Genomic DNA, 8,144 nt, shown 5'->3' with positions numbered 1-8,144 from the left:
CATTCCGAACCCGGAAGCTAAGCCTTACAGCGCCGATGGTACTGCAGGGGGGACCCTGTGGGAGAGTAGGACGCCGCCGAACTAAAATTGATAAAGCCGTATCCCCCGAGTTTCGACTCGGGGGATACGGCTTTTTTTGCGTTCCAGCGCCTCCCTCTTCGTCTACAGGCGGCCCGCCGCCTTCAAAGACAAGTAGGCGTCGGCCAGAGCAGGGGCCAGATTGTCAGGGGTCGCGTCCACGACCGTTACGCCATGGCGGATGAGTTGTTCCGCGGTGTGCTGGCGTTCCGCCTGAGCCTGTGCGCCGGCTGCGGCGTCGTACACCGCCTCCGTCGTTCCCCGGGCCTTCGCCATTTCTGTGATGTGCGGGTCGGTGACCGAGGCGACCAGGACCGTGTGGCGCTGCGTGAGTCGGGAGAGTACCGGCAGCAGGCCCTCCTCGACGGGGGCCGCTTCGAGACTCGTGAGAAGCACGATCAGAGAGCTTCGGGAGGCCGCGCGCAGCGCTGTCGCTGTGAGGCCGCGGGCATCCGTCTCGACGAGCTCGGGCTCAAGCGTGGCCAGGGCGCTGACGAGGGACGGCAGCACATCGCCGGCGGCCTTGCCCTGGACCAGGGCGCGTACCCGGCGGTCGTAGGCGAGGAGGTCCACGCGGTCGCCTGCGCGGGATGCCAGGGCGGCCAGGAGGAGAGCGGCGTCCATCGACGCGTCGAGGCGTGGGGCGTCGCCGACGCGGCCCGCGGAGGTGCGGCCGGTGTCGAGGACCAGCAAGATGTGGCGGTCCCGCTCGGGGCGCCAGGTGCGGACGGCCACCGAGGACTGCCGTGCCGTGGCGCGCCAGTCGATGGAGCGGGTGTCGTCGCCGGGGACGTACTCGCGGAGGCTGTCGAACTCCGTGCCCTGACCGCGGATCAGCACGCTGGTGCGGCCGTCCAGTTCACGCAGGCGGGCCAGTTTGGACGGCAGGTGCTTGCGGCTGGCGAAAGGTGGCAGGACGCGGAGCGTCCACGGCACCCGATGGCTGCCCTGGCGGGAGAAGAGGCCCAGTGGGCCCTTCGAGCGGATCGTGACGCGGTCGGCGTGGTGGTCGCCGCGGCGGGTCGGGCGCAGCCGGGTCGTGATGCGGCGGCGCTCGCCGGGCGGGACGTCCAGGGGATTCCGGGACGCGGTGACCTCGGTGCCCGGCTGCCAGCTGCTGGGCGGCCAGGCGTCACGCACTTCGGCGCGCAAGCGACGGTTGGTGGGGTTGGTGACGGTCAGCTGGACGTCCGCGGGCTCGCCGAGGCGTACGGAAGAGTCGCCGGAGCGGGTCAGGCCGAGGCGGCGTACGGGGGCAGCAAGGGCGAAGTCGCAGGCGCAGGCCAGGGCCAAAGGGACGTTGACCGCGAGGATGCCGGTCCAACTGGGATCCACGATGCCCACGGGGAGGGAACCCAGCGCCGCCAGGAGGGCGGTGCGGCCGGTCAGGGGCATCAGCGGGGCACCGGGACGTGGGCGAGGATCGCGTTGATGACGGAGTCGGCCGTCACACCCTCCATCTCGGCCTCGGGGCGCAGTTGGACGCGGTGGCGCAGGGCGGGGAGGGCGAGGGCCTTCACGTCGTCGGGGATGACGTAGTCGCGGCCCGTCAGCCAGGCCCACGCGCGGGCCGTGGACAGCAGGGCCGTGGCGCCTCGCGGGGAGACGCCCAGCGTGAGGGACGGCGATTCGCGGGTGGCACGGCAGACGTCGACTACGTAGGCGGTGATTTCGGGAGAGACGGCTGTCTTCGCGACGGCGGCGCGGGCCGCTTCCAGGTCGTCGGGGCCCGCGACGGGGCGTACGCCGGCGGCGCGCAGGTCGCGCGGATTGAAGCCTTCCGCGTGGCGCGTCAGGACGGCGATCTCGTCCTGACGAGTGGGCAGGGGGATCGTCAACTTCAAGAGGAAACGGTCCAGCTGGGCCTCGGGAAGGGGGTACGTGCCCTCGTACTCGACCGGGTTCTGGGTGGCGGCGACGAGGAAGGGCTCGGGGAGCGGCCGTGGGGTGCCGTCGACCGTGACCTGGCGCTCCTCCATCGCTTCGAGGAGGGACGACTGGGTCTTGGGCGGGGTGCGGTTGATCTCGTCGGCGAGAAGGAGATTGGTGAAGACCGGGCCCGGCTGGAAGGAGAACTCGGTGGTGCGGGCGTCGTAGACGAGGGAGCCCGTGACGTCGCTGGGCATCAGGTCGGGGGTGAACTGGACGCGTTTGGTGTCGAGTTCGAGGGAGGCGGCGAGGGCGCGTACGAGCAGGGTCTTCGCGACGCCCGGGACGCCTTCGAGCAGGACGTGGCCGCGGCAGAGCAGGGCCACGACGAGGCCGGTGACGGCGGGGTCCTGGCCGACCACGGCCTTGGAGATCTCCGTGCGCAGAGACTCCAGGGAGGAGCGGGCGCCGTCGGAGCTCGCGGTGTTGTCAGTGGTCGGGTCCATCATGAAGTACGTACCTCACTTTCGAGGGCGTCGAGTTGGTCGGCGAGGGCGACGAGCCCTGCGTCGTCGCCGGGGGGCGGGCCGAAGAGGAGGGGGAGCAGGTCCTGGCCGGACGTGCGGAGACGGCTGGTCAGGGCGGGCAGGAGCGCTTCGGGCGTGTGGGCCCGGGCGGTGGGGACGCCGACGAGGGGGGCGAGTCGGGTGCGGGTGGCCGAGCGGAGGGCCGCGGCGGCGCGGTCGCGGGCGTCGGCCTTGCGGTAGAGGCGGGCGCGGCCCTCGGCGGTCTCCGAGGCGCGGATCGCGACGGGGAGCTTCTCGGGGACGAGGGGGCCGAGGCGGCGGCCGCGCCACAGGGCCGCGAGGACGGCGGCGAAGGTGAGCTGCAGCGTGCCCCAGAGCCAGCCGGAGGGGATCAGGTCGAAGAAGCTGTCGTCGGCTGTTTCGTCGACGGCGTCGTCGGAGAGTGAGGGGAGGTACCAGACCAAGTGGGGGCGCGAACCGAGCAGTTGCAGGGCGAGCGAGGCGTTGCCGTGCTTGTCGAGGCGGTCGTTGTGGAGGATGTCGGGGGCGCCGAGGACGACGGTGTCGCCGCGCGCCGGGGACTTCTCCGGGGTGTTCCGCGCGGTGCCTTCCGGTGCTTCCTCCGGGTTGTCGCCGGTCTCTGGAGAGCCGTCCTTCGCGGTCGTGGTGGGGAGGACGAGGAGGCTGGGCAGGCCGTCGGAGACGTAGCAGGCCTCGGTGCCGGGGGCGAGCGAGTCGTAGCGGATGCCGCCCACGTCCGCGGAGCCGGCGCGGCGGGCCGTGGGCAGGTCGCAGTCCGGGGACAGCGTCGAGTCGTCGCTGGGGGTGGCGTCCGCGGTGACCCCCGGGGCGAGTTTCGACACCGACGGGCTGCCGGGGGCGACCAGGACGGTGCGGCCGCCGGAGCCCTCGGTGGCGTCGTGCAGCCGCGACTGCTGACGGTCGGTGAGCAGGTCCGGGTTGGCCACCAGGAGGGTGGTGTCGGGGCCCGCGGCGGCCCGCGCCTCGGCGGTGGTGGTGACGACGCGCGTGGAAACGCCCCGGTCGGCGAGGAGCTCGGCGACGGCGCGGCTGCCGTAGGGGTCGGCGGAGCGCGGGTCGAGGCTGCCGTGCTCGGTGCCGGAGCGGACAGCCGCGATGGCTACGGCGGTCGCCAGGAGGACGACGGCGGCGAGGACGATGCCGCGGGTGCGGGTCCAGAGCTGACGGGGCGTGGCGGCCATCGAGGTCGACAGGGGGGTGGGCGTGCCGTCGGTCGGAGGTGGTTCGGCGGTGGCCGGTCCGTCGGTGGTCGGTGCGCCGGTGGTCGGCGCGGGAGCGTCGGTGAGTGCGGTGGGGGTGCTGGTGGGTGCGCCGGGAGTTCCGGGTGCGCCGGTGGGTGGTGCCGTCGGGGTGTGGTGCGTGGGGGGTGTCGGCCCGGGCGGGGTGTCGGGGGAGTCCGTCATCGGATCGCTCCCCAGGAGGTGCTGTCGGACGGGGCGTGGGACGCGGTGGCGAGGAGCGGCTTGGCGCGCTCCACGTCGCGGTCCAGGTCGGCGAGCCGGTGGTACGCCGCTTCGGTGGCCGTGCGGCCTCCGTACGTCACGTCGTCGAAGTCCCGGGCCGCCGCGTGCAGGCGGTCCTCGTGGTCGGGCAGGGGGCGGGCGGCCTCCGCGGCGGCCTCGTCGGCGGTGCGGCCGGGACGCGGGTCGAGGAGGGCGCGTTCCTCCAGGGAGCGCACGATCGCCCGCATCCGCTCCTGGAGGGCCTGGCTCCAGTGGCCCTGGGCCGCGTGCGCCTCGGCGTCCGCGCGGTGCTCCGCGGCGCTGCGGGGGCGGTCGTCGAAGAGCGCGGCGGAGGTGGCGGGGGCGCGGCGGGGGGTGCCGAGGCGCCACCAGAGGGCCGCGGCGACCGCCACCACCGCGAGCACGATGACCACGAGGCCGATCACGCCGCCCGGCGCCGCGCCGGACGCCGCGCTCAGCAAGTCGTCGACCCAGCCCCAGAAGCGGTTCAGGGCGCGCTGGAAGAGGCCCGGGTCGTTCTCGTGGTACATCGACTTGGACAGCTCGCGCTCGGCCGCCTCCCGCGCGGGGCGGCCCGGGATCGTCAGCGGGGGGCCGTCGTCGCCGTTCGGCAGCGTGACGCCCGGACCGGCGCCGGGTGGTGTCACGGCCACCGACACGCCGGTTCCGGGCGGTACGACGGCCGCCCGGAACCCGGTGCGCGGCAGTGCGGAGGCCGCGCCGAAGAAGGCGTGCGGCAGCCGTGCGGCCGCGTGGAGCACGTCGAGTACCGCCCCCGCCGACGTCACCGCATCAGCTCCCCGGGGTGCCGGGGGCGTCGTTGGGGCCGTGGCCCGGCACACCGGCGGCGCGGGCGAGTTCGAGGTCGAGGGCCTCGCGGCGGATCCGCTGGTCGATGTAGAGGAGCACGGAGACCCCGGCGGTGATCGGGAACGTCAGCATGGAGCCGATCACCTGTCCGATGCCGCTGACGATCAGGAAGGTCCAGCCGACGTCGCTCGTGCTGCTGTCCAGGAAACCGGACACGCCGTCGCCGCTGACCGCGCCCGCGATGAGGGTGAACGGGATGCCGATGATCGACACGACGACGTTCGTGATGACCGTGGCCAGCAGATTGATGCCGAAGACCCGCCACCAGGAGAGGCGCACCAGCTTGGCGGACCGGCGGAGGGCCTGCTTCACTCCCTGCTTCTCCAGCATCAGCGCCGGAGAGGCGAGCGAGAAGCGGACCATCAGCCAGACGGCGACGACACCTGCCGCGAGCCCGCCGAGGAAGATGAGGGCGATCCCGCCGTCGCCCCCTCCGGCGAGCGTGACCAGGAGTCCCGGCACGGTTCCGGCGGCGACCACGCCCATGGCGATGAGCGGCAGGAGCAGTGTCAGACCGAGCAGCTTCCACAGCTGCGGGCGCGCGTCGTGCCAGGCCTCGGCCGTGGTGACCGACTTGCCCAGGACAGCGCGGCTCGTGACCATCGTCAGCAGCGCCGTCGCGACGATCGTGCCGAGCAGCATGACGACGATGACGACACCGAAGTCGAGGAGCGTGTCACGGAGCGCTCGCACCACCTCTCCGGAGGTCGCGCTCGAGTCGTCCAGGGCCTCGAGGCTCTGGTTGTCGTTGAGGACCAGGCCCTGGAGGAGGACGAGGCAGAGCTCCGTGACGACGGCGACGGTCAGCGAGATGCCGAGGACCGTGCGCCAGTACGTACGCATCGTGGAGACCGCGCCGTCCAGGATCTCGCCGACGGCCAGCGGGCGCAGCGGGATGACGCCGGGCTTCGCGGCGGCCGGCGGACCCTGCCAGGCGCCCCAGCCGCGGTAGGGGCCGCCGGGACCACCGGGGGCACCGCCCCAGCCGGGCCCGCCGGAGCCACCCGTGCCGCCCGGGCCACCGGGACCCCCACCCCAGCCCTGGCCGGGAGGCGCGGGCGGCGGTGGGTTCTGGTCGGGGGCCGGCGGGCTGGGCGCGGACCACTGGGCGGGCGGCGGCTGCTCCTTGGACCACTTCGAGCCCGGGCCGCTCGGCTGGTCCGCGGGCTCGTCGGACCCCTTCTTGCCGGGGTCGTGGCCGTCGGAGGGGGCAGATCCGGGCGAGGCCCAGCCCGGAGTGTCGTTCATCGTCGCTCCTTCACAGTGCCCGTCCGCCGTCGCGGCGGCGGGTTGGCAGCCATCGTGCCACGGGGCGGTTGCGCCGGGGTCGGGCGCGGTGGTGCGGATGCCGAGTGCCGTGGCCGGATGGGCTGCACACCTTCTATTGTCCGGCCGGTAGCGGGCAGACTGGGCGGATGGCTGATCAGTACGCGCAATCCGGCGAGGCCGTGCGGCCGTCCGAAAGCCCTGAGATCCACGAGACCCCCGGGGTCCCCGCGATTCCCGCGATCCGCTGGGACGAGCCTCCGGAGGGACCCGTCGTCGTCCTCCTCGACCAGACCCGGCTGCCGGGTGAGGAGAGCGAGCTGGTGTGCACGGACCCACCCGCCCTCGTGCAGGCCATCCGGACGCTGGCCGTGCGCGGGGCGCCGCTGCTCGGCATCACGGGCGCGTACGGCGTCGCGCTGGCCGCGGCCCGCGGCTTCGACGTGGACGAGGCCGCGGACGCCCTCGCGGGTGCGCGGCCCACCGCGGTCAACCTGGCGTACGGCGCGCGCAGGGCCCAGACGGCGTACCGCGAGGCCCTGGCCGGCGGCGCGGACGAGCGGCGCGCGGCGGGGGCGGTCCTCGCCGCCGCGCGGGCGGTGCACGCGGAGGACGCCGAGGCCAGCGGGCGGATGGCGGTGCACGGCCTGGCGCTGCTCGACGAGCTGATGCCCGGCGGCGGCCACCGCGTCCTCACGCACTGCAATACCGGGGCGCTGGTCTCCGGCGGCGAGGGCACGGCCTTCGCGGTGGCGCTCGCCGCGCACCGTGAGGGGCGGCTGCGCAGGCTGTGGGTCGACGAGACCAGGCCGCTGCTTCAGGGCGCCCGGCTGACGGCGTACGAGGCGGCGCGCAACGGCATGCCGTACACCCTCCTGACCGACAACGCGGCGGGTTCGCTGTTCGCGGCCGGTGAGGTGGACGCCGTGCTGATCGGCGCCGACCGGATCGCGGCCGACGGTTCGGTGGCCAACAAGGTGGGGAGCTATCCGCTCGCGGTGCTGGCCCGCTATCACCACGTGCCGTTCATCGTGGTGGCGCCGGTGACGACCGTGGACCCGGAGACCCCGGACGGGGCCGCCATCGAGGTGGAACAACGAGCCAGTCATGAGGTGACGGAGGTCACAGTGCCCTTCGCGCCGATGGCCGGATCCGAGGCGGGAGGGGGGATCGCGGTGGCACCACTGGGGACACAGGCGTACAACCCGGCATTCGACGTCACCCCGCCCGAGTTGGTGACAGCCGTCGTCACGGAGGAAGGTGTCGTCTCACCCGTGACAGCGGAGGGCCTCGCCGAGCTGTGTGCCAGGTCACGCCAGGTAACGATTAGCTAATGGGATGATGTCAGGCATGAAGGGACGAGTCCTTGTCGTCGACGACGACACCGCACTGGCCGAGATGCTCGGGATTGTGCTGCGTGGTGAAGGTTTTGAGCCGTCGTTCGTAGCTGATGGCGACAAGGCGCTGGCCGCTTTCCGGGAGGCCAAGCCCGATCTGGTGCTTCTCGATCTGATGCTGCCCGGACGGGACGGCATCGAGGTGTGCCGTCTGATCAGGGCGGAGTCCGGGGTGCCCATCGTCATGCTCACGGCCAAGAGCGACACCGTGGATGTGGTGGTCGGTCTGGAGTCGGGGGCCGACGACTACATCGTCAAGCCGTTCAAGCCCAAGGAGCTGGTGGCCCGCATCCGTGCGCGGCTTCGGCGCTCCGAGGAGCCCGCGCCGGAGCAGCTGGCCATCGGTGACCTGGTCATCGATGTGGCCGGGCACTCCGTGAAGCGGGACGGGCAGTCGATCGCGCTGACGCCGCTGGAGTTCGACCTGCTGGTCGCGCTGGCCCGCAAGCCGTGGCAGGTGTTCACGCGCGAGGTGCTCCTGGAGCAGGTCTGGGGCTACCGGCACGCGGCCGACACCCGCCTGGTGAATGTGCATGTGCAGCGGCTGCGCTCCAAGGTCGAGCGCGACCCGGAGCGCCCGGAGATCGTTGTGACCGTCCGTGGCGTCGGTTACAAGGCCGGACCGAGCTGAC

7 protein-coding genes and 1 rRNA gene are annotated in these 8,144 nt (G+C 73.0%); 3 read left to right on the top strand and 5 right to left on the bottom strand.

Annotation, left to right across the window (positions count from 1 at the left end):
- A 5S ribosomal RNA gene (gene rrf, locus ACZ6BG_RS07030) occupies nt 1–82 on the top strand; the annotation flags it as partial.
- A gap of 80 nt (nt 83–162) precedes the next feature.
- Here rrf and ACZ6BG_RS07025 read toward each other — a convergent pair.
- From ACZ6BG_RS07025 to ACZ6BG_RS07005, 5 genes are all read right to left on the bottom strand, one after another.
- On the bottom strand, nt 163–1,473 hold the full coding sequence (locus ACZ6BG_RS07025) for a DUF58 domain-containing protein (RefSeq protein WP_468997780.1): 1,311 nt from the start codon (nt 1,471–1,473) through the stop codon (nt 163–165).
- Nucleotides 1,473–2,453 (bottom strand): AAA family ATPase, encoded by a 981-nt coding sequence (locus ACZ6BG_RS07020; RefSeq protein WP_468998018.1) that lies wholly within the window; start codon nt 2,451–2,453, stop codon nt 1,473–1,475. Before ACZ6BG_RS07020 ends, ACZ6BG_RS07025 begins: the two co-directional genes overlap by 1 nt.
- Nucleotides 2,453–3,697, bottom strand: a complete 1,245-nt coding sequence (locus tag ACZ6BG_RS07015) for a DUF4350 domain-containing protein (protein ID WP_468998016.1) — start codon at nt 3,695–3,697, stop codon at nt 2,453–2,455. The genes ACZ6BG_RS07020 and ACZ6BG_RS07015 overlap by 1 nt, the downstream gene beginning before the upstream one ends.
- Before the next feature lie 218 nt (nt 3,698–3,915).
- Nucleotides 3,916–4,638 (bottom strand): DUF4129 domain-containing protein, encoded by a 723-nt coding sequence (locus ACZ6BG_RS07010; RefSeq protein WP_468998014.1) that lies wholly within the window; start codon nt 4,636–4,638, stop codon nt 3,916–3,918.
- A 133-nt stretch (nt 4,639–4,771) separates the two neighbouring features.
- Nucleotides 4,772–6,097: a DUF7847 domain-containing protein gene (locus ACZ6BG_RS07005; protein ID WP_468997778.1), complete on the bottom strand. Its 1,326-nt coding sequence runs from the start codon at nt 6,095–6,097 to the stop codon at nt 4,772–4,774.
- A 167-nt stretch (nt 6,098–6,264) separates the two neighbouring features.
- Here ACZ6BG_RS07005 and mtnA point away from each other — a divergent pair, with 167 nt between their 5' ends.
- Together mtnA and mtrA are read left to right on the top strand one after the other, a co-directional pair.
- Nucleotides 6,265–7,449 carry an S-methyl-5-thioribose-1-phosphate isomerase gene (mtnA, locus tag ACZ6BG_RS07000; RefSeq protein WP_468997776.1) on the top strand — a complete coding sequence of 395 codons (1,185 nt, stop codon included), beginning with the start codon at nt 6,265–6,267 and terminating at the stop codon, nt 7,447–7,449.
- A 4-nt stretch (nt 7,450–7,453) separates the two neighbouring features.
- Nucleotides 7,454–8,143 carry a two-component system response regulator MtrA gene (gene mtrA, locus ACZ6BG_RS06995; RefSeq protein WP_189176211.1) on the top strand — a complete coding sequence of 230 codons (690 nt, stop codon included), beginning with the start codon at nt 7,454–7,456 and terminating at the stop codon, nt 8,141–8,143.
- The last annotated feature ends 1 nt before the right edge of the window (nt 8,144 follow it).

The sequence above is a fragment of the Streptomyces sp. NPDC041205 genome, from assembly GCF_055591765.1.
This window is presented reverse-complemented; position numbering and strand designations above follow the sequence as displayed.